Annotated in this window: 26 protein-coding genes; 11 read left to right on the top strand and 15 right to left on the bottom strand. The window is 56.8% G+C overall.

Features of this window, described 5'->3' with window-relative positions:
• Positions 1–7 precede the first annotated feature (7 nt).
• From queA to lpdA, 4 genes are all read left to right on the top strand, one after another.
• Entirely contained in the window at positions 8–1060 is a 1053-nt protein-coding gene (gene queA, locus AC07ED_RS08070; protein ID WP_105235335.1) for a tRNA preQ1(34) S-adenosylmethionine ribosyltransferase-isomerase QueA, read from the top strand.
• A gap of 97 nt (positions 1061–1157) precedes the next feature.
• Positions 1158–2417 (top strand): MFS transporter, encoded by a 1260-nt coding sequence (locus AC07ED_RS08065; protein WP_105235334.1) that lies wholly within the window; start codon positions 1158–1160, stop codon positions 2415–2417.
• Positions 2414–2980: a DUF924 family protein gene (locus AC07ED_RS08060; protein ID WP_105235333.1), complete on the top strand. Its 567-nt coding sequence runs from the start codon at positions 2414–2416 to the stop codon at positions 2978–2980. Before AC07ED_RS08065 ends, AC07ED_RS08060 begins: the two co-directional genes overlap by 4 nt.
• Positions 2981–3105: 125 nt before the next feature.
• Positions 3106–4500 carry a dihydrolipoyl dehydrogenase gene (gene lpdA, locus AC07ED_RS08055; protein ID WP_105235332.1) on the top strand — a complete coding sequence of 465 codons (1395 nt, stop codon included), beginning with the start codon at positions 3106–3108 and terminating at the stop codon, positions 4498–4500.
• 70 nt (positions 4501–4570) lie between these two features.
• On the opposite strand, the gene AC07ED_RS08050 is transcribed toward lpdA, so the two are convergent.
• Positions 4571–4933 carry a rhodanese-like domain-containing protein gene (locus AC07ED_RS08050; protein WP_067549032.1) on the bottom strand — a complete coding sequence of 121 codons (363 nt, stop codon included), beginning with the start codon at positions 4931–4933 and terminating at the stop codon, positions 4571–4573.
• A gap of 181 nt (positions 4934–5114) precedes the next feature.
• Here AC07ED_RS08050 and uvrA point away from each other — a divergent pair, with 181 nt between their 5' ends.
• Entirely contained in the window at positions 5115–7970 is a 2856-nt protein-coding gene (uvrA, locus tag AC07ED_RS08045) for an excinuclease ABC subunit UvrA (RefSeq protein ID WP_105235331.1), read from the top strand.
• A gap of 25 nt (positions 7971–7995) precedes the next feature.
• Here uvrA and AC07ED_RS08040 read toward each other — a convergent pair whose 3' ends face one another.
• The 5 genes from AC07ED_RS08040 to AC07ED_RS08020 all read right to left on the bottom strand — a co-directional run bounded on the left by AC07ED_RS08040 (position 7996) and on the right by AC07ED_RS08020 (position 12935).
• Entirely contained in the window at positions 7996–8199 is a 204-nt protein-coding gene (locus AC07ED_RS08040) for a YgaP family membrane protein (RefSeq protein ID WP_105235330.1), read from the bottom strand.
• Between the two features lie 75 nt (positions 8200–8274).
• Positions 8275–9150 carry a 3-hydroxyisobutyrate dehydrogenase gene (gene mmsB, locus AC07ED_RS08035; RefSeq protein WP_105235329.1) on the bottom strand — a complete coding sequence of 292 codons (876 nt, stop codon included), beginning with the start codon at positions 9148–9150 and terminating at the stop codon, positions 8275–8277.
• A gap of 14 nt (positions 9151–9164) precedes the next feature.
• Complete coding sequence (locus tag AC07ED_RS08030) at positions 9165–10196, bottom strand: enoyl-CoA hydratase/isomerase family protein (RefSeq protein ID WP_105235328.1); 1032 nt, start codon at positions 10194–10196, stop codon at positions 9165–9167.
• A complete protein-coding gene (locus tag AC07ED_RS08025; RefSeq protein ID WP_105235327.1) occupies positions 10193–11332 on the bottom strand; it encodes an acyl-CoA dehydrogenase family protein in 1140 nt (379 codons plus the stop codon). The genes AC07ED_RS08030 and AC07ED_RS08025 overlap by 4 nt, the downstream gene beginning before the upstream one ends.
• A gap of 103 nt (positions 11333–11435) precedes the next feature.
• Positions 11436–12935 carry a CoA-acylating methylmalonate-semialdehyde dehydrogenase gene (locus tag AC07ED_RS08020; RefSeq protein ID WP_105235326.1) on the bottom strand — a complete coding sequence of 500 codons (1500 nt, stop codon included), beginning with the start codon at positions 12933–12935 and terminating at the stop codon, positions 11436–11438.
• Positions 12936–13048: 113 nt separating this feature from the next.
• On the opposite strand from AC07ED_RS08020, the gene AC07ED_RS08015 reads away from it, so the two are divergent.
• The 4 genes from AC07ED_RS08015 to AC07ED_RS08000 all read left to right on the top strand — a co-directional run bounded on the left by AC07ED_RS08015 (position 13049) and on the right by AC07ED_RS08000 (position 16882).
• A complete protein-coding gene (locus AC07ED_RS08015) occupies positions 13049–13927 on the top strand; it encodes a LysR family transcriptional regulator (RefSeq protein WP_105235325.1) in 879 nt (292 codons plus the stop codon).
• A 56-nt stretch (positions 13928–13983) separates the two neighbouring features.
• Positions 13984–14418 carry a CBS domain-containing protein gene (locus AC07ED_RS08010; protein WP_105235324.1) on the top strand — a complete coding sequence of 145 codons (435 nt, stop codon included), beginning with the start codon at positions 13984–13986 and terminating at the stop codon, positions 14416–14418.
• Positions 14419–14482: 64 nt separating this feature from the next.
• Positions 14483–14977, top strand: coding sequence for a pantetheine-phosphate adenylyltransferase (coaD, locus tag AC07ED_RS08005; protein ID WP_067549002.1), 495 nt, complete (start codon positions 14483–14485; stop codon positions 14975–14977).
• Positions 14978–15073: 96 nt separating this feature from the next.
• Positions 15074–16882, top strand: a complete 1809-nt coding sequence (locus AC07ED_RS08000; protein ID WP_105235323.1) for an ABC-F family ATP-binding cassette domain-containing protein — start codon at positions 15074–15076, stop codon at positions 16880–16882.
• Here AC07ED_RS08000 and AC07ED_RS07995 read toward each other — a convergent pair.
• From AC07ED_RS07995 to mazG, 3 genes are all read right to left on the bottom strand, one after another.
• Entirely contained in the window at positions 16879–17070 is a 192-nt protein-coding gene (locus AC07ED_RS07995) for a hypothetical protein (protein ID WP_158664526.1), read from the bottom strand. The genes AC07ED_RS08000 and AC07ED_RS07995 overlap by 4 nt on opposite strands.
• Positions 17071–17201: 131 nt before the next feature.
• On the bottom strand, positions 17202–18206 hold the full coding sequence (locus tag AC07ED_RS07990; RefSeq protein ID WP_105235321.1) for a Fe(3+) ABC transporter substrate-binding protein: 1005 nt from the start codon (positions 18204–18206) through the stop codon (positions 17202–17204).
• Between the two features lie 67 nt (positions 18207–18273).
• Positions 18274–19116, bottom strand: a complete 843-nt coding sequence (gene mazG / locus AC07ED_RS07985) for a nucleoside triphosphate pyrophosphohydrolase (RefSeq protein WP_105235320.1) — start codon at positions 19114–19116, stop codon at positions 18274–18276.
• 63 nt (positions 19117–19179) lie between these two features.
• Here mazG and AC07ED_RS07980 point away from each other — a divergent pair, with 63 nt between their 5' ends.
• Positions 19180–20343 carry a M20 aminoacylase family protein gene (locus AC07ED_RS07980; protein WP_105235319.1) on the top strand — a complete coding sequence of 388 codons (1164 nt, stop codon included), beginning with the start codon at positions 19180–19182 and terminating at the stop codon, positions 20341–20343.
• Between the two features lie 44 nt (positions 20344–20387).
• Positions 20388–21230, top strand: a complete 843-nt coding sequence (gene rsmA, locus AC07ED_RS07975; protein WP_105235318.1) for a 16S rRNA (adenine(1518)-N(6)/adenine(1519)-N(6))-dimethyltransferase RsmA — start codon at positions 20388–20390, stop codon at positions 21228–21230.
• On the opposite strand, the gene AC07ED_RS07970 is transcribed toward rsmA, so the two are convergent.
• The 6 genes from AC07ED_RS07970 to speB form a co-directional block, all read right to left on the bottom strand.
• On the bottom strand, positions 21217–21819 hold the full coding sequence (locus AC07ED_RS07970) for a DNA-3-methyladenine glycosylase I (RefSeq protein WP_105235317.1): 603 nt from the start codon (positions 21817–21819) through the stop codon (positions 21217–21219). The genes rsmA and AC07ED_RS07970 overlap by 14 nt on opposite strands.
• Positions 21820–21864: 45 nt before the next feature.
• Positions 21865–22494 carry a DUF4167 domain-containing protein gene (locus AC07ED_RS07965; RefSeq protein WP_105235316.1) on the bottom strand — a complete coding sequence of 210 codons (630 nt, stop codon included), beginning with the start codon at positions 22492–22494 and terminating at the stop codon, positions 21865–21867.
• A 209-nt stretch (positions 22495–22703) separates the two neighbouring features.
• Complete coding sequence (gene prmC, locus AC07ED_RS07960) at positions 22704–23546, bottom strand: peptide chain release factor N(5)-glutamine methyltransferase (protein WP_105235315.1); 843 nt, start codon at positions 23544–23546, stop codon at positions 22704–22706.
• A complete protein-coding gene (prfA, locus tag AC07ED_RS07955; protein ID WP_105236365.1) occupies positions 23543–24598 on the bottom strand; it encodes a peptide chain release factor 1 in 1056 nt (351 codons plus the stop codon). The genes prmC and prfA overlap by 4 nt, the downstream gene beginning before the upstream one ends.
• Before the next feature lie 32 nt (positions 24599–24630).
• Complete coding sequence (locus AC07ED_RS07950; RefSeq protein ID WP_105235314.1) at positions 24631–25077, bottom strand: DUF1499 domain-containing protein; 447 nt, start codon at positions 25075–25077, stop codon at positions 24631–24633.
• A complete protein-coding gene (gene speB, locus AC07ED_RS07945; protein ID WP_105235313.1) occupies positions 25074–26036 on the bottom strand; it encodes an agmatinase in 963 nt (320 codons plus the stop codon). Before speB ends, AC07ED_RS07950 begins: the two co-directional genes overlap by 4 nt.
• Positions 26037–26107 lie beyond the last annotated feature (71 nt).

Here is a 26107-nt window from a genome sequence, read left to right as displayed (position 1 = left end):
ACGCACTGTGAAGCTAAGCGATTTTGATTTTGACCTGCCCGAAAGCCTGATTGCCACGCGCCCTGCAAAGCCTCGGTCGTCTGCACGGCTGTTGGTGGCTAAGGGACGCGAGATCAGCGATCTACGTGTGACCGACCTCGTCGACGTTTTAAAGGCAGGCGACCGTTTGGTGCTAAACGATACCCGCGTGATCCCTGCGCGGCTCTCTGGCCTGCGGCACCGCGACAGTGCCCAAGGCCCAGTGTCTGCACAGGTCGAAGTGACCCTGCTCGAGCCAAAGGCTGACGGAACATGGGGCGCGTTAATCAAACCGCTGAAAAAGGTTAAAGATGGCGAAGAGATTGTGTTCTCTGACCGCCTGACGGCCACAGTTGTCGATCGCGAGGATGGACAAGCACGTGTTCGGTTCAACCTCACGGGCGACGATTTTGACGATGCCTTGGCCAATGCAGGTGCGATGCCATTGCCGCCCTATATCGCGGCGCTTCGCGCCCCTGACGATCAGGACAAAGAAGACTACCAAACCGTCTGGGCGCGGAATACTGGCGCGGTTGCTGCCCCAACGGCGTCGTTGCATTTTGACGACGGGCTTTTGGAGCAGCTGAGCGCCAAAGGGGTCGAGTTTACCTATGTGACCCTACACGTCGGGGCAGGGACCTTCCTCCCCGTCAAAGTCGATGACATTCGCGACCACAAGATGCATGCAGAGCGCGGGATCGTGACGGCGCAAGCAGCCGAAGAGATCAACGCGACCAAAGCTGCGGGCGGACGGGTTATTCCCGTGGGCACCACCGCGCTTCGACTGATTGAGAGCGCCGCGACGGACGATGGTATTGCGGCGTGGGATGGGGCGACGGATATCTTTATCACCCCCGGATTCAAATTCCGCATCGCTGACGGGCTGATGACAAATTTCCATTTGCCGAAATCGACGCTGATGATGCTGGTCTCTGCGCTAATCGGTGTCGATGAAATCCGTGCGATCTATGATCACGCGATTTCGAACGGGTATCGGTTCTTTAGCTATGGCGATGCTTCGCTTTTGATCCCCGACGCATAAAGTCACCCATCGTAACAGTTCTTTCATCGGTCTTTCATAGACGCGACATGTACAATCGGTATGCTGTCCTGAAATTCGACGTGAATGAGGGAAAGCGATGATTCAGGTACTTAGCAGATCATGGGCGCTCCTTCTTGGTGTGTTCATGTTGATGATCGGCAACGGCCTTCAGGGGACGTTGCTGGGTCTGCGCGGTGAAATGGAAGGGTTCTCGACGTTCGAGATGTCCGTCGTGATGTCGGCCTACTTCCTCGGGTTCCTCTTTGCGTCGCGTGCCGTGCCAGAGATGATCCGCCGTGTGGGTCATATTCGCGTGTTCGCCGCGCTGGGCTCTACGATCTCTGCTATTTTGATCCTCTATCCCGCTCTCACTGAGCCGTGGGCGTGGGTGCTCGGCCGCCTGCTGATCGGCTTCTGTTTCTGTGGCGTTTACGTGACGGCAGAAAGCTGGCTGAACGACGGAACCGATAACGAAAATCGTGGCAAGGCGCTGTCGCTTTACATGATCGTGCAGATGGGCGGCATCGTTTTGGCGCAGTATATCGTTCTTTTGGGCGACATCGGCGGCTTTGTCCTGTTCATCATTCCGTCGGTGCTCGTGTCTATGTCCTTTGCGCCGATCCTTTTGTCAGTGCGCCCGACACCCGCGTTTGAAACCACGAAACCCCTGTCCATTCGACGCCTGATCGAAGTGTCACCCTTGGCCTGTATGGGGATGTTCCTCTTGGGCGGCGTGTTCGCAGCGCAGTTCGGTATGGCGGCGGTGTTCGGGACGCGTGCTGGGCTGACCGTGCCGCAAATCTCTTTGATGATTTCGTCGGTCTATGTCGCGGCTCTGTTCCTGCAATATCCCATCGGCTGGATTTCCGACCGTATGGATCGCCGCGTTCTGATCGCGGTTCTATCCCTGATAGGCGGGATTGGAGCCTTCTTGTCTGTCGTGAACGGTAGCTTTGTGATGCTCTTGATCAGCTCGACATTGGTCGGTGGCACAGCGAACCCGCTCTATGCGCTCTTGTTGGCTTATGCGAACGACTTCCTAGATCGGTCTGACATGGCGGGGGCCTCTGGAGGGTTCTTGTTCATCAACGGCCTTGGCGCGATCTCTGGCCCGCTGATCGTGGGCTGGGCGATGGATACTGTTGGGGCGCAAGGTTACTGGAGCTACATGGGCCTTCTGATGATGGGCCTTGCGATCTATGCCTTCTGGCGGATGACACGGCGGTCGTCGACGATTTCGGTCGAAGACACCAACCAATATGCACCGATCATGCCATCGGCCACGCCTGTGGCGCTTGAAGTGGCCCAAGAGGTCTATCACGACGCCGACCAAAACGCAGAGGAGGCGCAGTCATGAGCCAAATAGCCTCGCTGATCGAATTTTGGCGAAACGAGATTGGTCCCAAAGGCTGGTATGCAGGATCCTCTGACATCGATGATGCGATCACGGCTCGGTATCGGTCTCTCTGGGATGAGGCAGCCGACGGTGGGTTGGGCCATTGGCTCACCGATGCCGAAGGGGCCTATGCCTATCTCCTCCTAACTGACCAGTTCCCACGGAATATGTTCCGCAACGATGCGCGTTCGTTTTTGCTCGACCCCAATGCACGGGCGGCGGCCAAACTGGCGATGGATCAGGGCTGGGACATGCAGATCGACGAACCCGAACGGCAGTTCTTTTATCTACCGCTGATGCATTCGGAGAACCTCGTTGATCAGGACCGCTGCATGGCCTGTTTCAAAGACCGGATGCCAAAGATGGGGGCGGACAACCTGCGGCACGCTGCGGCGCACCGCTGGATCATCAAACGATATGGTCGTTTCCCCTATAGGAACGAGGCGTTGGGGCGCGAAACAACCAGCGAAGAAGCCGAATTTATGCGCCGTGGTGGCTATGCTACTGTATTGGATGCGGCATAGTCTGCTGAAAATGCGGCGAAATTCCCGCTTTGCGCAGAGGCGATATCAGCCATGTCACAGGGTGGCTAGATCGGCGGGAAAAATTAGTTTAATGTCAAACTAATTTGAAAGCGGAGGAGAAACGAATGGCCGCCAAGAACTTTGACATGATCGTTATCGGCGCAGGTCCGGGTGGCTATGTCGCTGCAATCCGCGGCGCGCAGCTCGGTCTGAACGTGGCTTGCGTTGAACGCGAGCATCTGGGCGGCATTTGCCTCAACTGGGGCTGTATCCCGACCAAGGCTATGTTGCGCTCGGCTGAGGTGTTCCACTTGATGCACCGCGCCAAAGAATTTGGTCTGTCGGTTGAAAAGCCTGACTTCGACCTCGAAGCTGTTGTGAAGCGCTCGCGTGGCGTTTCCAAACAGATGGAAGGCGGCATTAAGACCCTGTTCAAAAAGAACAAAGTTACCTCGATCATGGGTACCGCGAAACTGGCTGGTAATGGCAAGGTTTCGGTCACTACGGACGCTGGCGTCGAAGAACTTACCGCAAAACACATCGTTGTGGCAACTGGCGCGCGTGCGCGTGAGCTTCCTGGCCTTGAGGCAGATGGTGATCTGGTTTGGACCTACAAAACCGCGCTGACACCGCCGCGTATGCCGAAGAAACTGCTCGTCATTGGCTCTGGTGCGATCGGCATCGAATTCGCGAGCTTCTATAACACGCTCGGTGCTGACACGACTGTGGTCGAAGTTATGGACCGCGTGTTGCCTGTCGAAGACGCTGAAATCAGCGCATTCGCGAAAAAGCAGTTCGTTAAACAGGGCATGAAGATCATGGAAAAAGCCATGGTCAAACAGCTCGATCGTTCGAAGGGCAAAGTCGTCGCGCACATCGAAGTGGGCGGTAAGGTTGAACAGCAGGAGTTTGACACTGTCATCTCTGCTGTTGGTATCGTTGGCAACGTCGAAGGCCTCGGCCTTGAGGAAATCGGTGTGAAAATCGACCGTACCCACGTTGTGACCGATGAATACTGCCGCACAGGCGTTGATGGCGTTTATGCGATTGGCGATATCGCTGGCGCGCCGTGGCTCGCTCACAAGGCATCGCACGAGGGCGTCATGGTGGCTGAACTGGCTGCTGGCCTCAAAGCGCACCCGATTAAGCCGAACACCATTGCAGGCTGCACCTACTGCCATCCGCAGGTCGCAAGCGTTGGCCTGACCGAAGCCAAAGCCAAAGAAGCGGGCTACGACGTGAAAGTCGGCAAATTCCCCTTTATCGGTAACGGTAAGGCGATTGCACTTGGTGAACCCGAAGGCTTTGTCAAAACGGTGTTCGACGCGAAAACGGGTGAACTGCTGGGCGCCCACATGGTTGGCGCTGAAGTGACCGAGATGATCCAAGGTTACGTCATCGGTCGCCAGCTTGAGACGACTGAACAAGACCTGATGGAAACCGTGTTCCCGCACCCGACGTTGTCGGAAATGATGCACGAAAGCGTTCTGTCCGCCTTTGGTCGTGCGATCCACATCTGATCATTGTGACATAGACATAGAAAAGGCGCGGATCTCTCCGCGCCTTTTTTGTTTTCAGAAGGGAGGGAAATTACTTTGCGACGGGGCCGCCTGCTTGAACCCAGTGACCAAAGCCACCGATGTTGTGCACATCTTGATAGCCGAGGTTTTCGAGCACCTGCTTTGCCATCGACGACCGTGCGCCAGACGCGCAGTAAACGCCGATACATTTGTCGGTAGCGAGGCCTTCGACACATTCTGGGCTGCGCGGATCAACGCGCATTTGGAACGCGGCCAGAGGGATGTTCATTGCACCATCAGCCATACCCGACATGCGAACTTCCATTGGGTCACGGACGTCGATGATGATCATGTCGCCTGCAGCTGCCTTTTCAACGGCTTCGCGGGGGGACAGGCCGGCTGCAGCACCGGCGTTGCGGAAAAGAGAAAACATGTTGCACCTTTGTGGCGAGAGGAACTTTGAATACATAAATACATCTCAATACTGAAATGTAAAGGGGGTTTGTGTAGGATTTACGCAATCCTTCATATGTTCTATAAATGTTCCGTAAAATCTGTTGGAGACTCGGTCCCAACCGCCTATGTGTAAAGCGCAGTATCCGCTGGGGGGCAGAATGCCTGAATTAAAGCATATCGAAGTACGTGGCGCACGCGAACATAACCTGAAAAACATCGACGTGGATATTCCTCGCGATGAACTGGTCGTGATCACTGGCCTGTCAGGGTCGGGCAAATCTTCGCTCGCGTTCGACACGATCTATGCCGAAGGGCAGCGGCGCTATGTGGAATCGCTGTCGGCCTATGCGCGGCAGTTCCTCGATATGATGGAAAAGCCGGATGTAGATCACATCTCTGGCCTATCGCCTGCCATCTCGATTGAACAGAAAACCACGTCGAAAAACCCCCGTTCGACCGTCGGCACTGTTACTGAAATTTACGACTACATGCGTCTTTTGTTTGCGCGTGTCGGCACACCCTATAGCCCCGCGACAGGTCAGCCGATTGAGGCACAGCAGGTCCAAGATATGGTTGATCGGATCATGGCGATGGAGGAGGGGACGCGTGGTTACCTTCTCGCGCCCATCGTGAGGGACCGCAAAGGTGAATACCGCAAGGAAATGCTGGAATTGCGCAAGCAAGGTTTCCAGCGGGTGAAGGTCGATGGCCAGTTCTACGAACTCGATGAGCCGCCGACGCTAGATAAGAAATTCCGCCATGACATTGACGTCGTCGTTGACCGTATCGTCGTGCGTGATGGTCTAGAGACCCGCTTGGCTGACAGCCTTCGCACCGCTCTCGACCTCGCGGATGGAATTGCGATCCTCGAAACTGCGCCGAGCGAGGGGGAGCCCGAACGCCACACCTTTAGCGAAAAATTCGCCTGTCCTGTGTCTGGCTTCACTATTCCAGAGATCGAACCGCGCCTGTTTTCCTTCAACGCACCGTTCGGGGCCTGCCCATCCTGTGATGGCCTTGGTGTGGAGTTGTTCTTTGACGAACGTTTGGTTGTCCCTGATGTAACCCTGCGTGTGGCTGACGGTGCGATTGCGCCGTGGCGCAAAGGGAAATCGCCATATTTCCTCCAGACGATTGAGGCGATCGCGAAACACTATGGGTTCGACAAAAACGCCCGCTGGAAGGATATTCCTGAAAAGGCGCAGAACGTGTTCCTCTACGGTTCGGGCAAAGAGGAAATCAAATTCCGCTACGATGAAGGCGGCCGTGTCTATCAGGTCGAACGCGCCTTTGAAGGCGTGATCCCGAATATGGAACGCCGCTACCGCGAAACCGATAGCTCTTGGGTGCGGGAAGAGTTCGAGCAATTCCAGAACAACCGTAGCTGCGGGTCCTGCGGCGGCTACCGCCTGCGCGAAGAAGCCCGCGCTGTGAAAATCGCGGGACTGCACATAGGGCAGGTGGTCGAAAAGTCGATCAAAGAGGCCTATGCGTGGATCGGCGGTGTCATGGACACGCTGGGCAAACAGAAACAGGAAATCGCCCGCGCAATTGTTAAAGAGATCAGCGAACGTCTGGGGTTCCTCAACAACGTTGGCCTCGATTATCTCACGATGAGCCGAAACGCGGGCACGCTGTCGGGTGGGGAAAGCCAACGTATCCGCCTAGCCTCGCAAATCGGGTCTGGTCTGACGGGCGTTCTTTACGTACTCGACGAGCCGTCGATTGGTCTGCACCAGCGGGACAACGACCGCCTTATCGGGACGCTGAAAAACCTTCGGGATCAGGGCAACACGGTGATCGTCGTTGAACACGACGAGGATATGATCCGCGAGGCCGACTATGTGTTCGATATTGGTCCAGGGGCAGGGGTCCACGGCGGTCAGGTCGTGTCGCACGGGACGCCGAGCCAAGTGGAAGCCGACGAGGGGTCGATCACGGGCATGTATCTTTCTGGCAAACGCCGGATTGAGGTGCCGAGTGAACGTCGCAAGGGGAACGGCAAGACCCTTACCGTGGTGAAGGCCACAGGCAATAACCTCAAAGACGTGACTGCCGATTTCCCACTGGGCAAATTCGTTTGCGTCACGGGCGTGTCGGGTGGCGGTAAATCCACGCTCACCATCGAAACGCTCTACAAAAACGCCGCGATGAAGCTGAACGGGGCGCGTGAAACACCAGCACCCTGCGAAACGATCAAAGGGTTCGAACACCTTGATAAGGTGATCGATATCGACCAGCGTCCTATCGGGCGCACCCCACGGTCCAACCCCGCGACCTATACGGGCGCCTTCACGCCGATCCGCGATTGGTTCGCTGGCTTGCCTGAATCAAAGGCGCGTGGCTACAAACCCGGTCGGTTCTCGTTCAACGTTAAAGGTGGCCGTTGCGAGGCCTGTCAGGGCGACGGCGTAATCAAGATCGAGATGCACTTCCTCCCCGATGTGTATGTGGAGTGTGAGACCTGCAAAGGGAAACGCTACAACCGCGAAACGTTGGAAGTTCAGTTTAAAGGTAAATCAATAGCCGATGTGCTTGATATGACGGTGGAAGAGGCCCAAGAGTTCTTCCGCGCGGTCCCATCTATTCGTGAAAAAATGGACGCGCTCGTGCGCGTGGGTCTGTCCTACATCAAGGTCGGCCAGCAAGCGACGACCCTTTCGGGTGGTGAAGCGCAGCGTGTGAAGCTGTCCAAGGAACTGTCGAAACGATCGACGGGACGGACGCTCTATATCCTCGATGAACCGACCACGGGTTTGCACTTTGAAGATGTTCGTAAGCTATTGGAAGTGCTGCACGAATTGGTCGATCAGGGGAATTCGGTCGTGGTGATCGAACATAACCTCGACGTGATCAAAACGGCGGATTGGTTGATAGATATCGGGCCAGAAGGTGGCGATGGCGGTGGGCGGATCGTCGCGACGGGCACGCCAGAGGATGTGGCCGCGGTAAAGGAATCCCACACTGGGCATTACCTCGCACCAATGCTCACGCCACGAGTGGCAGCGGAATGAAAAAGGGGCCTCGCGGCCCCTTTTCTTATTTCTTCATTGGGCAGGTGTTGAGGCCCAGAATGGTATAGATCGGGCAAGAGCCGATAAGGCCAGTTACCAGCGGGATGATACCAAGCAAGTAGAGCCAGCTATACGCACCGCCCCCGTTCATGAAATACCCAGCGATCAGTGCAAGGCCGAGGATCACACGCAGGGCGCGGTCAATGGTGCCTTCGTTACGTTTAAACATGGTCAGACTCCCAATCTGATGAATTACATGAAGATATTGTAATGCAATCTATTGGGGTCGTCACCAATAATCGTATCAGGCCTGATCACGTCCACGTTTTTCAAACCGAGGCAGCATCGCAGAGAAGTCCATGCCTTTGCCGTCCTCAGCTTCGACGAACTGTTTGTAAAGCTCCATCGCGCGCTGACCCATAGGGGTATCCGCGTCCGCAACTTCTGCCGCCATCTGCGCGAGCGTCAGGTCTTTGAGCATCAGTTCGGATGCAAAGCCCGGTTTGTAGTCGTTGTCCGCAGGGGACTGCGGGCCAACGCCGGGGGCAGGGCAGTAGGCGTTCATGGTCCATGAGTAGCCAGAAGAGGTGCTCACCACGTCGAACATGGCTTGGCGATCAAGGCCGAGCTTGTCAGCGAGGGCAAAGGCTTCGCATGTGGCGATCATAGTGACGCCGAGGATCATGTTGTTACAGATTTTTGCCGCCTGACCATTGCCCGATGCACCGCAGTGCACGGCTTTTTGGCCCATGATTTCGAACAGCGGTTTCGCTGTGGCAAAGGCATCGTCAGGGCCGCCTACCATAAAGGTCAGCGTGCCGTTCGTCGCGCCGCCAACACCGCCCGAGACAGGGGCATCCAGAGCCGTTAGGCCATGGTCGGCAGCGGATTGTGCCACCTTGCGTGCGCTTTCCACATCTACGGTCGAACAATCGAGATGCACCGCGCCTTTTTCCATCGCGGGATGGATTTCGGCGGCGACCGCCTGAAGGATCGCGCCGTTCGGCAGCATGGTGATGACAACATCTGCGCCACGCACGGCGTCAGAATTGGTGGCCGCAACGGGCATAAAGTCAGGCTTTGCGATGGGGTCACAGCCGACGACGTCATGGCCTGCGTTGACAAGGTTGGCCGCCATTGGCGCGCCCATGTTTCCCAGACCTATAAAGGCTATTTTCATCCTGTTTCTCTCTCTCAAAAGGTCACATCAGGGCCGTCGACGGGGGCCAGCAACTGGGCCACCAGATCGGCGGGAACCTCGGACACGTCGGTGTGCATCCACTGCGGATTGCGGTCTTTGTCGATGATCGCGGCGCGCACGCCTTCGATCAGGTCAGCCAATTCTAGTGAACGACTGGTAAACCGATATTCGAGCTGTAAGGCGTTGCGAATGTCAGGGTTCTTGCGACATTCACGAACCAGCCAAAGCGTCGACGTCATCGCCAGTGGTGAATTCTTTGCAAATGCGGCTTGTGCTTTGAGGGCTGCATCGGTGCTGGCATGGGACAAACGCTCTGCGATGTCTTCCATGCTGTCGCCACTGAATACCGCATCAATCGCATCCTGCCATTCGCGCAGGGTGCTTTCGGGTACGGGCTGCGCGGTGTGGGCAATGGCCTCAATATCGCCAGTTTCGATCAGCATCGCCTTCAGGCCATCCCAATCTTTCTCTGCGATGTAGGTATCGGCAAAGCCCGCATAGATCGCGTCACCAGCCCCCATGCGATCGCCCGTCAGTCCGAGGAATTCGCCTAGGTGCCGTGGCGCCAGTGCCAGAAGGCGTGTGCCGCCAACGTCGGGGATCAGGCCGATGCCGCATTCTGGCATGGCAATTTTCGTGGTGTCACCAACGATGCGATGGGACACATGCCCGCCAACGCCAACACCGCCGCCCATGACAAAGCCCTGCATAAAGCTCACGACGGGTTTGGGATACTCCGCCAGTTTTGCGTTCATACGGTATTCATCGCGCCAGAACTTGCGGGGATAGTCGAACTCCTCGCGTTTTCCAGCGGCGTAAATGTCGGCGATGTCGCCACCCGCACAGAAGGCTTTTTCGCCCTCTGCATCGATAATGACGAGCTTCACAGCGTCGTTGTCGCGCCAGTCATCAATCGCAGCCTCAATCGCCATGCACATGTCATAGGTGAGGGCGTTCAGGGCCTTGGGACGGTTCAGTGTGATCCGCCCAGCATGGCCTTCGATCCGAGTGAGAACGTCGCTCATCGACCCACCAGATCCCGTGCCACGATCATGCGCATGATCTCGTTTGTGCCTTCGAGGATTTGGTGAACGCGGAGGTCACGCACGATTTTTTCGATGCCGTAGTCCGCAAGGTAGCCGTAACCGCCGTGCAATTGCAGACATTGGTCCGCCACGCGGCTGCCTGCCTCTGTGACGAACTTCTTGGCCATCGCGCAGAATTTGGTCGCATCAGGCGCGCCTGTGTCGAGCTTCCATGCCGCCTGACGCAGGAACGTACGAGCTGCTTGGAGTTCGATTTCCATCTCGGCCAAGCGGAATTGAAGCGCTTGGAACTGGTCGATGGATTTTCCGAAAGCCTTGCGTTCAGACATGTAGACCAGCGTCGAATTGAGCGCCGTTTGCGCCGCGCCCAAAGAACAGGCCGAAATATTCAGGCGACCACCGTCGAGGCCTGCCATCGCGTAGCTAAACCCTTTGCCTTCTTCGCCCAAGAGGTTGTTGGCAGGGATTTTGACATCGTCCATTTGAACCTGACGGGTCGGCTGCGATTTCCAGCCCATCTTTTGTTCGAGTCCGCCGAATGACAGTCCTTCTGCGCCGTCCTCAATCACCAGCGACGAAATCCCTTTGGGCCCATCTTCGCCCGTGCGGGCCATAACGACATAGGCATCGGAATACCCGCCGCCAGAAATGAACGCTTTGGTCCCTGTGACCGTGTAGCCGTCATTGGTGCGAGTTGCGCGGGTTTTCAGGGCCGCTGCGTCTGAACCCGACCCAGGTTCAGTTAGGCAGTAGGAAAACACGGTTTCCATGGTCAGGGCCTTGGGCATGTAGCGTGCCTTAAGGTCATCCGAACCATAAGTGTCCAACATTTTGAGACACATGTTGTGGATCGACAGGAAAGCCGCGACAGAGGCGCAGGACATCGAAAGGGCTTCGAACACCAGCGTGGCGTCTAGTCGTGTCAGCCCCGAACCGCCAGACTCTTCGCTGACATACAATCCACCGAATCCGAGCTCTGCAATCTTAGTCCAGAGCTCTTTGGGGATCGTTCCCTCAGCTTCCCATTTTTGGGCATAGGGCGCGATGTGTTCTTCGCCAAATGCCTTTGCCATATCGAAAATAGCGGTTTGTTCTTCGGACAATGCAAAGTCCATAGCGCCTCCTCCCAAAGTCACTAATTGAACGACTGTTTAATTAAACGACGAACCGTCAGGAATAGCAAGGGCGGCCAATGGCCGCCCCGCAATGTTTTCGCTATCAGTCCATCGCTTTGAAGTTCAGCGCGACACCGTCTTTGATGCCCGAGAACCAGCGTGCGGTCACGGTCTTGGTTTTGGTGTAGAACTTGAACGCATCTGGGCCGTATTGGTTCAGGTCGCCAAATGCAGACTTCTTCCAGCCGCCGAACGAGAAGTAGGACAGCGGAACTGGGATCGGGAAGTTGATGCCAACCATGCCAACGTTCACACGGGTCGCGAAGTCACGTGCGGTGTCACCATCAGCGGTGTAGATCGCGGTGCCGTTGCCGTAGTTGTTCTTCATGATCAGATCGAGAGCTTCTTCGTAGCTCTCCGCACGGACGGTGGACAGAACAGGGCCAAAGATCTCCTCTTTGTAGATGTCCATGTCTGGCGTCACGTTGTCAAAGAGCGACGCGCCTACAAAGAAGCCGTTCTCGTAGCCTTGCATTTTGAAGTCACGACCGTCGACAACAAGGTTCGCACCTTGCTCAACACCAGAGTTCACCAGACCGTTGATGCGGTTCTTCGATGCTTCGGTGATAACGGGGCCAAAGTCCACGTCTTCGCCAGCGGTGTAGGGGCCGACTTTCAGAGCTTCGATTTTCGGTACCAGCTTTTCGATCAGGCGGTCAGCGGTTTCTTTACCAACTGGCACAGCAACAGAAATAGCCATGCAGCGTTCGCCAGCCGCGCCATAGCCTGCGCCAACCAGTGCGTCTGCTGCTTTGTCGAGGTCAGCGTCGGGCATGATGATCATGTGGTTCTTGGCACCACCGAAGCACTGTGCGCGTTTGCCGTTGGTTGCAGCGCGACCGTAGATGTATTGTGCGATCGGGGTCGAACCAACAAAGCCAACGGCCTGAATGGTTTCGTGATCGAGGATTGCGTCAACCGCACCTTTGTCACCGTTCACAACCTGCAGAACGCCAGCTGGAAGGCCAGCTTCCATGATCAGTTCAGCAAGGCGCAGAGCGGTCGAAGGAACGCGCTCGGACGGTTTGAGGATCATAGCGTTGCCCGAAACGATCGCAGGTGCCATTTTCCACAGCGGGATCATTGCAGGGAAGTTGAACGGGGTGATGCCCGCAACAACGCCGAGAGGCTGGCGCATTGCATAAAGGTCGATTCCTGGGCCACCGTCGTTCATGTATTCGCCTTTGAGCATCGCAGGCGCGCCCATGCATACTTCGACAACTTCGAGGCCACGCTGAACGTCGCCGCGTGCGTCGGGGATGGTTTTGCCGTGCTCACGCGCAACCAGTTCTGCCAGCTCTTCCATGTGTTCGTTGATCAGCTGACCAAACTTCATCATGACACGAGCGCGACGCTGCGGGTTTACTTTCGCCCATTCGACCTGTGCTTTCTCAGCTGCTTTGATCGCAGCATCCATTTCTGCGTCAGATGCGAGCGGCACCTTGGCGATGATTTCGCCAGTTGCTGGGTTGTAAACATCGCTAAAGCGGCCCGAGGTGCCTTTGACGTGTTCACCGTTAATGAAGTGAGTCAGTTCTTGCATGGTATCCTCCCTAAGGGGTCTGATCTGAATTGGCGCTAGAATAGTCTTGCGTTTTGATCGGTAAAAGAGAAGGTTTGTCAAAATCGTTTTGCAAAAATGCAAAGGTGTGGTCGATGAACTGGGATGACATGCGGGTGTTTTTGGCCGTGGCGCGGGCGGAGAGCCTATCTGCGGCTGCACCGCTTTTGAAAATGGACCCTGCGACCGTTGGCCGTCGGATCACGCGGCTCGAGGAAACCGTCGGCGCACCGCTTTTTGTGAAGTCACCCCAAGGCTACGCATTGACTGAACAGGGATTGCGGATGCGCGATCATGCGGCGCAGGCAGAAACGGCTTTGTCGCTCGCGATGGATGAAGGGCAGGCGGTCGATAAAGGTCTGTCTGGACAAGTGCGCATCGGTGCGCCTGACGGCTGCGCAAACTTTCTGCTGCCCCAAGTCTGCGCGGCTATTCAGGCCGAAAATCCGGGGCTAGAGGTGCAAATCCTCGCCCTGCCGCGTGTTGTGAACCTCTCCAAACGCGAAGCTGATATGGCCATCACCGTGTCGCCCCCCGATGCAGGGCGCCTGACGGTTCAAAAGATCAGCGATTACAGACTCCACCTTGCGATGCGGCAGGACAGCGGGATGCCCACAACGATGGCTGATCTGCATGGTGTGCCCGTCGTTGGCTATATCCCCGACATGATCTTTGACAAGGAGTTGGATTACTTGGGCACATTGTCGCGGGATGGCGTGCAGATGGCATCGAACTCTGTTGCTGTGCAGTTACAGATGCTCCGTCATGGTGGGGTAGGGATCGTGCATGATTTCGCGCTCCCTTGTGCGCCTGAATTGACCCGTGTTTTGATGAATGAACTGTCGTTGCTGCGCAGTTTCTATTTGGTGCGCCACTTGTCTGACCGCAAATCCGATCGCTTGAACCGATTTGCCGAAGCCCTTTTGGCAGGCATGCGGGCTGAAATTGCACGTTTGGAAGCTCAGGCCGCTTGACAGGTGGGGGGTATTGCGATGACGCTGTAAGTATCGGCAGTTGAGGAGGACCAGCCATGCTCGTACAGAACATTCTGAATTCCAAAGAAAAAACTGGCATTTATTGGCTAGCCCCAAGCGAACCTGTGTCCAAAGCCGTGCAGATCATGTCTGACAATCGGATTGGTACGATTGTGGTGTCGCACGACGGCGAAGTCCCAACTGGCATCCTGTCCGAACGTGATATCGTTCGTGAAATGGGCAAGCAGGGCGTAGAAATCCTGTCGGGGTCGATTGACGCTCTGATGACGAAAAAACTGATCACAACGACCATCGATGTGACTGCGGATCAGGTGCTTCAGATCATGACAGATGGCCGTTTCCGCCACCTTCCTGTGATGTCTGATGGCAAACTCATCGGCCTGATTTCGATTGGCGACGTGGTCAAAGCGCGCCTATCAGAACTCGCGATGGAAAAAGATGCGCTCGAAGGCATGGTGATGGGACGATAAGTACCCTTGCATTCCCGTGCGCAATATTGTTGCGTGCGGGCAATGAACCAAAGAGGGGCACCAGATGCGTATTGGCCTTTATCCCGGCACGTTTGATCCAATCACAAACGGCCACATCGACATCATACGCCGTGCCTGTTCACTGGTAGATCGTCTGGTCATTGGCGTTGCGATCAACCGCGATAAGGGACCACTGTTCAACCTAGAAGAACGCGTTGCGATGATCCGCTCTGAAGTTGCGTCTATTGCGGCTTCGACGGGCACTGAAATTGTTGCGCATCCGTTTGAGAATCTGTTGATCGATTGTGCCCGCGATGTTGGCGCAAATGTCATCATCCGCGGACTGCGCGCGGTAGCTGATTTTGAATACGAATTCCAAATGGTCGGGATGAACCGCTCGCTCGATAACAGCATTGAGACCGTATTCCTGATGGCCGACGCGAAAAACCAAGCCATCGCCTCGAAGCTGGTCAAAGAGATTTGCCGTTTGAATGGTGATGTATCGAAATTCGTGCCGACTTCGGTGAAATCGGCATTGGAATCGCGTTTGCGGGGCTAACACGCTGGGGGCTCTGCCCCCAGACCCCCGGGATATTTACAGCACAAAGGCAGGCGAGCCCTTGCGTGTTTTGATGGGGCAGATTAGCTGCACCACATGGCACGCGCACCTTTACTTCAGTTATCCGACATTTCCCTAACCTTTGGTGGGGACCCCGTATTTTCAGACCTCTCTGCTGTTGTGCAGGGCGGCGATCGCGTTGCGCTGGTTGGGCGCAATGGGTCGGGTAAATCGACGCTGATGAAAGTGATGGCTGGGTTGGTGGAAGCCGACCATGGAATGCGCGTTGTGCCGCCGGGTGTCACGGTCGGCTATATGGAGCAGGACCCCACAATGGAGGGGTATGCGACCTTGGGCGATTATGCCGCCAGCGGCCTCGATCCGAGCGAAGCCTACCGCGTTGCGATGGTTGCGGATGGTCTCAAGTTTGATCCGTCCCGCGATGTTGCGACCGCATCAGGTGGTGAACGCCGCCGCGCGGCCTTGGCCAAGTTGATGGCTGAAGCGCCTGAATTGATGCTCTTGGACGAACCGACCAACCACCTCGATATTGAGGCGGTGCAATGGTTGGAGAATGAACTGAAGTCGACCAAGGCCGCCTATGTTCTGATTTCCCACGACCGCGCGTTCTTGCGGGCTCTAACGCGAGCGACCCTATGGATCGATCGCGGCGAAGTGCGTCGTCAGGAGACGGGCTTTGACGGGTTCGAGGCATGGCGCGACAAGGTTTGGGACGAAGAAGAAACCGCCAAGCACAAGATGGATCGCAAGATCAAAGCCGAAGCGCGTTGGGCGGTCGAAGGTATTTCTGCGCGCCGCAAGCGGAACCAAGGGCGTGTGCGCGCCTTGCAGGATCTGCGTGCAGAGCGGGCCTCGATGATCAAGCGGCAGGGGACGGCGGCCCTCACGCTCGAGAGTGGGCCGACCTCTGGTAAAAAGGTGATCGAGGTTGAAGATCTGACCAAGTCCTTTGGCGATAAGCAAATCGTGAAAGGCCTGACGATCACCATTCAACGCGGCGATCGTGTTGCCTTTGTCGGGCCCAACGGGGTCGGAAAAACCAGCGTGATCAAGATGATGCTGGGACAAGTCGATCCTGATTTCGGCCGTGTGAAGCTGGGCACCAACCTTGAGGTTGCCGTGTTTGACCAGACGCGTGCGCAACTCGATCCAGAGATGTCGCTCTGGGATAGCCTCACGGGTGATCCCGAAATGCGTGTCGGTGGGCGTGCGGATCAGGTCATGGTGCGCGGCGTGCCCAAACATGTTGTCGCCTATCTCAAAGATTTCCTCTTTAACGAAGCGCAGGCCCGTGCGCCTGTAAAATCCCTATCGGGCGGTGAAAAGGCGCGTTTGTTGCTAGCCAAACTTATGGCGAAGCCGTCGAACCTTTTGGTCCTCGACGAACCGACGAACGATTTGGACATTGAGACGCTCGATCTCTTGCAGGAAATCCTCGACGATTACGATGGCACCGTCATCCTCGTCAGCCACGACCGCGATTTCCTCGACCGTGTTGCGACGACGACGATTGCGATGGAAGGCAACGGGAACGCCACCGTCTATGCAGGCGGTTGGACCGACTACTTGAACCAACGCGGCACCGTTGCTCAAGAGTCAGCAAAACCCACTGAAACCGCAAAGCCGGCAGAAAAACCGAAATCGGATACCCGGAAAAACGGTCTGTCGTTTACCGAAAAACACCGCCTCGAAGAACTGCCTGCTGTGATCGACAGGATCACTGCAGAGATCGCGAAACTCGAAGAATTGATGGCAGATCCCGAACTGTTCACCAAACAGCCAGTGAAGTTCCAAAAGGCGACTGAGGCCCTCGTGCAGCGACAAGATGCGCTTGCCGCTGCCGAAGAAGAGTGGATGCTTTTGATGGAAAAATCAGAAGCTTAGGACTTGCCGAGGGAAATCCAGATCAAAATAACGTAGACTGTGGGGACCAGTGCGAGCACGGGAACCATCAGTCCTGCGATACCAAAAATCTTGATCGAGATGGCAAGCAACACCAGCAAAACCACAAGGCCAAGCAGTGGTTTTACGATAGTGCCAAAGTTTTCGGGGTTGTGTGCATGTTCAGTCATAATCTGCATGTGACATATACATTATAATTTTGACATGCGACAGGCTGTCACGACCTCAAAAGCATAGGCGTCGCCGCCCATGCCTTTGTGCCTGAAATATCCCGGGGGTGTGGGGGCAGAGCCCCCATGATTTACCCGTCGAAGTTCACTTCTTCCATGATCCGCAGTGCGGTTGCGCGGTGGCCTGCAACCTCGGTCAGGTCGATTTTGTCGTGCTCAAACGTCCCCCAGCTCGCCACCAGATCTGACAATGCCGCGCCGTCGAGCACTGGGTATTCGTTGTTCGCCTCGGCGTAGATGGCCTGTGCCTCAGGGGAGACGAGGAATTCCATCAGTTGCAGGGCTTCGTCGTGGTTCGGCGCGGCTTTGGTCATCGCGACGCCCGAGACGTTGATGTGAGTGCCTTCGCCCTCAAATGTCGGGAACACGATGCGGACAGAGTTCGCCCATTCGGTTTGTTCCGGATCGGCAAGCATTTGGCCCATGTAATAGGTGTTGCCGAGCGAGATGTCGCATTCGCCAGCCCAGATCGCGCGAACCTGTGCGCGGTCATTGCCTTCGGGTTTGCGGGCGAGGTTTGCTTTGACACCTTCGGCCCAAGTGCGCGCGTATTCTTCGCCGTGGTGGGCGATGACAGCCGACAGGAGGGCGAGGTTGTAGTCGTGTACGCCCGAACGGGTGCAGATACGGCCTGCCCATTTCGGATCGGCGAGGTCTTCGTAGGTGGTCACTTCACCATCTGCCACACGCTCTTGGCTCGCATAGACGATACGGGCGCGGGTGGTGAGCGAGAACCAGAGGTTATCAGGGCTGCGCAGTTCGGCAGGGACCGACGCGGTCAGAATGTCGCTTTCAACAGGTTGGATCACATCTGCGTCCACGATCTGCTGGAGGTTCGCAATGTCGACGGTCATCACGAGGTCGGCGGGCGAACGAGCGCCCTCTGCCTTGAGCCGTTCAACCAGACCACTGTCCACAAACGCGAGGTTCACATTGATGCCTGTTTCAGCGGTGAAGGCATCCATCACAGGCTGGATCAGTTCAGGTTGGCGCGTGGTGTAGATGTTGACGTCCGCAACGGCGGGCAGGGCGGCGACGCCTGCGACAGAAGCGAGGAGGAGGGAACGAAAAGTCATGATAAACTCCGGCGTTTGAATTGCCGTCGTTAAACCTGACTAAAACGCTCGGGTCAATACCTGAATTTTATAGTCGGGTTTTTTCCGCCTCGCGGTCCGCTAGCTTCGCAGCGTCCCAAAGTGCGTCCATTTCTTCGAGATTGCTCTGTTCTGGACTACTGCCTTTGGCGATTAATGCGTCTTCTACAGCGTTGAAACGGCGTATGAATTTCGCGTTGGTGCGGCGCAGGGCGGCTTCGGGGTCGACGTTCAGGTGGCGGGCAAGGTTTGCCACGACGAACAGTAGATCGCCCATTTCCTCTTCGACTTCGTCTTGTGTCAGGGTGTCGCGGGCCTCGACCAATTCGCGCGATTCTTCGATGATTTTGTCGATCACCTGATCGGTAGAGGGCCAATCAAACCCAACCCGTGCGGCGCGTTTTTGCAACTTTACTGCACGCAACAGCGCAGGCAATCCCACAGCAACGCCATCCAAAACGCGGGTTTCGGATTTGGCAGCGCGCTCTGCGGCTTTGACTTCTTCCCAGCGGTCGACTTGGGTATCGGCGCTGAAATCATTGCCTTCGGTCCCAAAGACATGGGGATGGCGCGAGACCATCTTGTCACTGATCGCTTTGGCAACATCTTCAAATTTGAAGTGACCCGCTTCTTCGGCGATTTGCGCGTGAAACACCGATTGGAACAGCAGATCGCCCAACTCGCTGCGCAACTCGTCCCAAGCGCCCCGTTCGATCGCATCGGCCACTTCATAGGCTTCTTCGATGGTGTAGGGCGCGATGGTCGCGAAATCCTGTTCGATGTCCCACGGGCAGCCTTTTTCGGGGTGCCGCAGACGGCGCATGATCTCTAACAGCCGCTCCATTGTTCCGTCGGGGGAATGCACGATGGCGTCAGAAGCGGAGAGGTCCATTGCAGGCGTCCTTGAATTAGGGTTCTGTGGCCAAGGTATCCACCCAAGCGCGAGAGTCCACCCATGCCCGTCCTAAACCGCATTGCCGAATTCGAAACCGATATGACCGCGTGGCGTCGGCACCTGCATATGCATCCAGAGATCGGGTTCGATTGCCATAATACGGCGGCCTTTGTCGTTGAACGGCTGCGGGAATTCGGTGTGGATGAGGTGCATACAGGCATCGCGACCTCTGGCGTGATTGCGATCATCAACGGGCAGGGCGAGGGGCCGACTATTGGTTTGCGGGCGGATATGGACGCGCTGCCGATGCAAGAGCATTCGGGCGCTGAGTATGCCTCGACCATCGATGGGCGGATGCATGCGTGTGGGCATGATGGGCATACGACGATGCTCTTGGGCGCGGCACGGTATTTGGCCGAGACACGTAATTTCAAAGGCCGCGTGGCATTGGTGTTTCAACCCGCCGAAGAAGCAGGCGGAGGCGCGGGTGTGATGGTCAAAGAGGGCGTGCTCGACCGTTTTGACATCAGTCAGATTTACGCGATCCATACGCTCCCTGGGCTGCCTCTGGGCGAATTTTACACGACCTCTGGTCCGATTATGGCCGCGGTCGATGCTTTTGACGTGGAAATCACAGGGAAGGGCGGTCACGTCGCTTATCACCAAGAGGCCCGCGATCCGATCGTCGCGGCCTGTGGCATTACCCAAGCGATCCAAACCATCGTAAGCCGTAGTCGTTCGCCCTTTGATGATCTGGTCGTGTCGGTGTCGCAAATCCACACGGGCACAGCCGACAACATCATTCCAGATCAGGCCTACATTAACGGCACCGTTCGGACGTTCTCGCGCGATGTTCAGGCGATGGTCAAACAACGGCTCCAAGAGATCGTGCAAGGGCAGGCGATAGCTTACGGCGTTGAGGCAAAGCTGATCTACATGGACGACTACCCGCCCACCATCAACGATCCAGAGGCGACCCAATTCGCCATCGCGACCGCCTCTGAAATTGTGGGCGCAGATAAGGTGGACGGAAACGGTGGCAAGGAAATGGGCGCAGAGGATTTTGCGTTCTTCCTTGAAAACCGTCCGGGGGCCTATCTGTTCCTCGGCAATGGTGACACGGCAAGTGTTCACCATCCCGCATATGATTTCGATGACCGTTCCGCACCGATTGGTGCCAGCTATTTGGCCCGTCTTGTGGAACGCGCTCAGCCGCGCGATTGATCGCTAGGCTTGACGGTTGACCCGACTTCGCGCATGGACCCCCTATGGCCCGTATTGATGAACTCCCCCCACTGCGCGAGGTGATCGCGACGCACCAGCTTTCGGCAAAGAAATCGCTGGGGCAGAACTTTTTGCTCGACCTGAATCTGACTGCGAAAATCGCGCGTCAGGCGGGTGATCTGAGTGGGGCGGATGTTCTGGAAATCGGACCGGGGCCGGGGGGATTGACCCGCGGTCTGTTGGCCGAAGGCGCACGCCGCGTGCTCGCCATCGAAAAAGACGAACGTTGCTTGCCTGCCTTGCAAGAAATCTCGGACGCTTATGACGGGCGTTTGCAGGTGATCAACGGCGATGCGCTGGAAATTGATCCGCTGCAATACCTCACCCCGCCGATCAAAATCGCAGCGAACCTGCCCTATAATGTTGGGACAGAACTCTTGGTGCGGTGGCTGACGTCGAAAGAATGGCCGCCGTTTTGGCAGTCGCTGACGCTGATGTTCCAAAAGGAAGTCGCCGAACGCATCGTCGCCCAACCCGGGGGCAAGGCTTATGGCCGTTTGGCCATCCTCGCCCAGTGGCGGGCAGACGCGAAAATCGTGCTCGATCTGCCGCCGCAAGCCTTTACGCCGCCGCCCAAAGTGTCGTCGGCTGTGGTTCATCTGACCGCATTGCCCGAACCGCGTTTCCCTGCGGATGCCGCGACCCTATCGCGTGTCGTGGCGGCTGGGTTCAATCAGCGTCGCAAAATGTTGCGTGCCTCGCTCAAGGGCGTTGCCCCGAATATCGAAGATCACCTAATCGCCGCAGGAATTCAGCCGACAGAGCGCGCAGAGCAGGTCAGTCTGGAACAATTCTGCGCGCTGGCTCGGTCGATTAAGGACGCGTAAATCCCGCGATTGCCGCGGCTGAGATCGCACGATGGTGGCAGCCCTCAACATGGTCGTTCACCATGCCTGTGGCCTGCATAAACGCATAGGCCGTGGTGGGGCCGACGAATTTCCAGCCGAGCTTTTTCATCGCTTTCGACATCGCCTCTGCAGCGGGTGAGGTACCGCGCTGCACAGTGCCAGAGCCGAGGTCGTTCGGATCGGCAAACGACCATAGGAACGTGGAGAGCGATCCGTGGGTGGCGATGGCCTCTAGCGCACGATTGGCGTTGTTGATTGTCGCTGTGATCTTACCACGATGACGAACGATGCCAGTGTCATTCAACAAACGCTCAATATCTGCCTCGCCAAATTGCGCGATAGTGGCAATGTCGAAGTTGGCAAAGCCACGGCGGAACCCATCGCGTTTTTCCAAAATCGTCCGCCAGCTCAGTCCTGACTGAAACGATTCGAGTGTGATCTTTTCAAAGAGGGTGCGGTCATCGGCGGTCGGAACGCCCCAATCGTCATCGTGATAGGCGATGTATTGCTCTGTCGCAGTGCACCACCAGCAGCGGTTCAAACCGTCCGAAGTCTGTTCAATTTTCATAATAGACCAAATAAAAAACCCGACCGTTTCGGGTCGGGTTTCAGTTTACTCTGCCGCAGCGGGGCTGTCATCGCTTGGCGTGTCAGCTTTTGCCTTGGGTTTGCGCGGCGCACGCGGTTTACGAGGCGCTTTTTTCGGCTCTTCCGCCTCTGGCGCTTTGCTTTCTGGTGTCTCAACCAGACCGTTGTCGTCTTCGTCCTCGGACGGAGTTTCGATCACATCCTCGCGGCGCGGACGGCGAGCCTCGCGGTGCGGGCGGTCTTCGCGCTGTGGACGTTCAGGACGATCCTCAGACACGTCAGGCTGTTCGCCTGCGCCAGCTGCTTGCTCTTCCTGAGCCTTCAGGCGATCCGCGCGTTCGCGGTCACGTTCCGCCTGACGCTGACGGTTTTGTTCTTCTTGCTCTTCGCGGGCCTTATCGACCTCACGCTGAGCTTCAGCCAAAATCCGAAGGTAGTGTTCGGCGTGCTGGGCAAAGTTCTCTGCCGCGACGCGGTCGCCGGACAACTGCGCATCGCGGTGCAGCTGGTTGTATTTCTCGATGATTTGTTGCGGTGTCCCGCGCACTTTTCCATCAGGACCCGAGCTATCAAACACTCGGTTAATGATGTTACCGCCAGACGGACGGTTGTTGTTGCGGTTCTTACCGCGGGACCGTGATTTCGAAGATCTCATGAACGTGCTTTCGGGCAGCGGAAAATGCGTTGCGTTTGGCTTTCCCATCTACGGGACAAAATGCCAAAGATGTTCAGGCGAATATCAGAGAGAGGCCGAAGCCTTCTGTCTTCTGATGTCCTGTGACTACCCTTCAAACTGGATACGTTACAAGTCTAAAATGCATTGAATCCGACGAAAGGCGTGCTTTTCTGCACAGAACAGGCGGATTAACCGCGATATTCGCCCGAAACGACCCGATCCCGTCCATCAAGGTCCTGAATCACCCGAACCTTTTCAAACCCGTTGTCTGCAAACATTTGCGCTACGGCGACGGCTTGGGTCGGTCCGATTTCGACGATTAGGCGACCGCCAACGCGCAATAGACCCGCCGCCTGTTGGCTGATCTCGCGGTAGGCGGATAGGCCATCACCGCCGTCCGTCAGCGCCATATGTGGTTCGTGATCGTGGACTTCGGGCGATAGACCGTCCATTTCGTCCAGCCCGATATAGGGTGGGTTCGATACGACCAGATTGACCTGACCTTCGATGCCATCCGCCCAAGAGGTGCGCAGGATCGCGGCCCGTTCACCAAGGTCCAGCGCGTGCATGTTATCCTCTGCCACACGGCAGGCGTCCTCTGACAGATCGGTGCCTACGCCCCGCGCTTCGGGCATTTCGGCGAGAAGCGTCAGAAGGATACAGCCCGATCCCGTGCCAAGGTCGATGACGCTGGCAAAGGCATCTTGGAGTGCGACTTCAATCAGGATTTCGGTTTCAGGCCGCGGGTCGAGAACGTTCCGCGTCACTTTAAATCGACGCCCGTAAAACTCACGATAGCCCAAGAGATGCGACACTGGTTCGCGACCGGCCCGCCGTTGCAAGAGAGCGGCAAAGCGCGCTTCTGCCTCTTGGGTGACAGGTTCGGGCAAGATCAACGTCAGTCGACCAGCCTCAATCCCAACCGCATGAGCCAGCAGGCGCCGCGCATCGCGGGGCGCATCAGGCACACCAGCATCGGTCAATTGTCGCACGCCCTTGGCCAGCAGAACCGATCCCGTGGGTTGGTTCATCCTTCCATCTCCGCGAGGAGGGTGGCTTGAGCATCGGCAATCAGTGCATCAATTGTTTCATCCAGATCGCCCTGCATGATCTTATCGAGCGAATAGAGCGTCAGGTTGATGCGGTGATCCGTCATCCGCCCCTGCGGGAAGTTATAGGTGCGAATGCGTTCCGAACGATCCCCAGACCCCACCTGCGATTTGCGGCTGGCAGAGCGTTCATCGTGGAGCTTTTGACGCTCCATATCAAAGAGTCGAGTTTTCAGAACCTGCATCGCGATCTCGCGGTTGCGGTGCTGCGATTTCTCGGAACTGGTGACAACGATGCCAGAGGGGATGTGGGTGATCCGAACGGCAGAGTCGGTGGTGTTCACGTGCTGACCGCCTGCACCCGACGACCGCATCGTATCAATGCGAATGTCATTGGCGTTGATCTGAATATCTACGTCTTCGGCTTCGGGTAGAACGGCGACCGTCGCGGCAGAGGTGTGGATACGTCCGCCGCTCTCTGTCTCGGGCACACGTTGCACGCGGTGCACGCCGGATTCGTATTTCATGCGTGCAAAGACGCCATCGCCGGCGATCCGCGCGATCACCTCTTTAATGCCGCCCAATTCGGTTTCTTGGTGTTCGAGGATTTCCAGCTTCCAGCCTTTGTCCTCGCAATAGCGCTGATACATCCGCAACAGATCACCCGCGAAAAGAGAGGCTTCATCGCCACCAGTCCCTGGACGGATTTCGAGGATCGCAGGCCGCGCATCCGCTGCATCCTTGGGCAGCAGCGCAAGGCGCACGTCCTGTTCGGCCGTCTCTAGCTGTTCGCGCAGGGTGGGGAGCTCATCCTCGGCCAGTTCGCGCATATCGGGGTCTTTGAGCATCAGCTCTGCCTCGGCGATATCGGCAACGATTTGGCGGTAGCCCAAAACGGTTTTCACAACCGGCTCAAGCTCCGAATACTCTTTTGAGAGGGCCGCGATCTGAGACGGCTCAACGCCGCCGTTCAGTTTGGCCTCTAGGAACTGAAAGCGAGAGATAATTTGGTCGAGTTTGTCACTGGGTATCATGTGCTTTGCAATGGCTGACAGGCCGCGCGGCGTCAAGGCTGGTTGATGCTTGCGGCCATGAGCCAACCGTCGATCCGTTTTGCATTCACGCCCAAATCAGAGCGCCCAAACCGCAACCGCCCGTGGATTTGGAGGTGCCATTCCGGCGTCTCTGTAGACCGTTTGATCACGCGAACCGTGGTATAATCGGGAAAACCCCAGAGCGCGGTGCGGGTCACGAAAGTGATCATTGCCTCGTCACGAGAGCCTGCGATTTGAACCGTGCGGGGCGTGTCTGTGATCGCGGCAAAGAGCGCGTCGATGCGGGATGGGTCGCTGAGGACCGTGGCGACAGTCAGCCCGCCCGCCTCTGGGTAGCGGCCCGCAGGTAGTTGCGGGGCCGCCATCCGATGCCAACGTTGTGCATCCAATGGCGCGAGGCGCACATAAGCCGCAAAGCCCAAAACAAGGGCGACAATAACACCGACCAGCAGCTTCATTTTCTTTTGTTCCAGAGGTTTAGGCAGCAAAGCTCCATCGCGACATGGGCGCCCGCAACGGCGGTGATATTGCCGTGGTCAAAGGGCGGAGAGACCTCAACCACGTCGCCGCCAACCATGTTGATCCCCGCCAAATCCCGCAGGAGTGCCGCAGTTTGCCACGACGCAAGACCGCCCCAAACAGGCGTGCCTGTCCCCGGTGCAAAGGCAGGGTCCAGCGCGTCGATGTCAAAGGTTACATAGGTCGGGTTGTCACCGACGATGGACTTGGTCCGCTCAACGACCCACGGCAGGCCCATCTCGTGGACGGACCGCGCGTCGATGTAGTGCATACCCAGATAGTCATCACAGACCGTTCGAATTCCGATTTGGACAGAGCGGCTCGGGTCCACGTAGCCGAGCTTGACCGCTTTATACATGAAGGTGCCATGATCGATGCGGTCGAAATCATCATCCGCCCAGAGATCAGAGTGGGCGTCGAACTGGATCACAGACATCGGGCCGTATTTTTCGGCATAGGCCTTGAGGATCGGGAGGGTGATCGAATGATCGCCGCCCAAGGTCACGCTTGCTGCATTTGCGTTGAGGATCGTGCGAATATGGTCGGTCAATAGCGCGGGGAAGCTGGGCGTATGGGCGTAGTCAAACGCCAGATCGCCGTAGTCGATGATCGAAAACTCTCCCAGCGGGTCAAAGCCCCAACCGATTGGCGGGTCATAGGGCTGCAGGGTGGAGGCCTCGCGGATCGCACGAGGGCCAAAGCGCGTGCCGGTGCGGTGCGTCACAGCCTGATCAAACGGAACCCCTGTCACGGCGATATCGACACCCGTGAGGTCCTTGGAATACTGACGGCGCAGGAACGAGAGCGCGCCACCAAAAGCGTTTTCAAAGGCCAAACCGCGACGATCCTCGCGCGTAAAAGCGAGGTCGATTTGTTTCTTTGCATCCTCAAGTGCCATGGGTCGTTCCTTTTGATCAAATTATGGCTACAGAGCCAGAGCGCAGAGTTTTGGTCAAGAGGGGAAAGGGG

It is taken from the genome of Aestuarium zhoushanense (genome assembly GCF_056431045.1).
This window is presented reverse-complemented; position numbering and strand designations above follow the sequence as displayed.